General features: G+C 67.1%; 1 protein-coding gene and 1 pseudogene. Both read right to left on the bottom strand.

Going from position 1 to position 1864, the window contains the following annotated elements:
* A pseudogene (locus tag A37U_RS47620) lies at window positions 1-205 on the bottom strand (ATP-binding protein); the annotation flags it as partial.
* On the bottom strand, window positions 206-1732 hold the full coding sequence (gene istA / locus A37U_RS0139090) for an IS21 family transposase (RefSeq protein WP_026198079.1): 1527 nt from the start codon (window positions 1730-1732) through the stop codon (window positions 206-208). It abuts the pseudogene before it with no gap.
* Window positions 1733-1864 lie beyond the last annotated feature (132 nt).

Here is a 1864-nt window from a genome sequence, read left to right as displayed (position 1 = left end):
GCAGGTTCGCGGCATCGCGTCCGGCGGCTTCTTCGGCGAGCAGGACTCGAACGACTTCGGCGGGGTCCCAGCGTTGCGCTTTCGCGGTGGGGATCAGATCACCGAGAGCGCGGCGCAGGTGGGGCAGTTTGAGTCGTTTGGTCAGCGTGATGGCCTCGGCCAAGGGATCACCGGTGGTGCCGGCGACCCGCAATGGGGTCGACATCTAGTGGGTTTCGCTTTCGTCGTCGGGAATGGTGGTTTGGGTGGGGAGGCCGAAGTTCGACCAGGCCGAGGTCCCGGGTTGCAGGCTGTGGTCCTCGCCCGCGCGGGACGGTTCGCTGGTGTCGCGGCCCAGGTTGTGGGTCAGGATGCGGATCAGGTCGTTGTCGGCGAACCGGCCCGCGATCGCCGCGATTCCCAACGCCCGATCGACCTCGGCCGCGGGATGCAGTTTGGCCAGGGTGACCGCTTCGGCCATCTTCGGCCGGATCCGTCGGGTTCCTGCGGCGGCGGCTTCGGTCAGCCAGGCGGCGGCCCCGTCCCCGAGGGCGAGGAACGCGGCCTCTTCGGACGAGGTTGCCCGCGGGGCTCGTTCGCCGTGGTGATCGGTCCGGGGCGGGTAGTGCTCGTCCTTGATCGACGGGTTTCCTGGTGTCGACCGGGCATGCCGGGCGACCTCGGTGGGCCCGTCATCACCGGTGGCGGTGATGATCAGCTCATCGCCCTGGAACCGGACCCAAACGCGGGTATCGATCAGCTGATGCGGCACCGAATACCGCACCCCTTCGACCGAGACGGTGGCGTCCCAGTTGACGCGCCGGGTCGTGCCGAACGCGATCGTGAACGGTGTCTTGGTCAGCGGATGCAACCGGGTTCGTTCCTCGGCCAGCGCCTCGACCGGGCGACGCCGGGTCTCGCGGTGCGGCCGGTCATTGACCGCGTCGCTGAACTCGCGACAAGCAGTCTCCAACTCGCCGAACGTGCGGTACTCGCCCAACAGGTTCGCCTCGGTCGGCACCAGATCGGCTTTCGCGATCCGCACGGTTGCTTCCGAGCCGCCCTTGGTCTGCGGGTCCGCGGGCATGCAGGTGCGGATCGTCAACCCGTAGTGCCGGCCGACCTCGACGATGTCCGGGTTACGGACCGCGATCTGGGCGATGTGGTCGACCGAGACCGTCTTCTCGTTGTCAGTCAACGCATACGTCGGGATCCCACCGATCCGGCGCAGTGTGGTGTCCAAGCACGACACCACCGTCGGCAACGTCTTGTCCATCACCGGGATCACCACCCGAAACCGCGACCACGCCAGCCACGCACACCACAACTGCGTCTGGCGGCCACCGATTTTCGGGCCGTGGCCCCAATCCCACTGCAACCACAGTCCCGGCTCCGGGATCCACGGCCGAAACACACGCCGCTGCCCGGCCCGCAACCGCGCCTTGACCTGCGCGACAGTCCGCCGGGTCGTGCGCTCACCACCGGTAAACCCCATCGCCGTGATGCGCTTATGCACCACATCCGCGCGGACTCGGCCGTTGGACCGCACCACCAGCTCTTCGATCTTGGGCAAGTACTCATCGATCGGCCGCGCTCGATGCTCACGCTCGACCGGGCTCCCACCAGTCGCGCGCAACGCGACATACCGGGCCACCGTGTGGTGATCGCACCCAGCCAACTCAGCCGCCGCGCGGTAACTCCCCGTAAGGTCATAAGCCTCGAGGATCTCCATGATCTCCCTGCTGCTCTTCACATCGCACGAGCCTTCTCGCACGACAAACCGGACAACTCGTTGGGGACATATCTGGCCATCCACGGGGAACCCGGTGGCCACACGCGGGGCCATAAACGGCCGCCACTGGGGATCATTCACTGGCCGCGGTCA

Source organism: Sciscionella marina DSM 45152 (assembly GCF_000379465.1).
Taxonomy (GTDB): Bacteria; Actinomycetota; Actinomycetes; order Mycobacteriales; family Pseudonocardiaceae; genus Sciscionella; species Sciscionella marina.
This window is presented reverse-complemented; position numbering and strand designations above follow the sequence as displayed.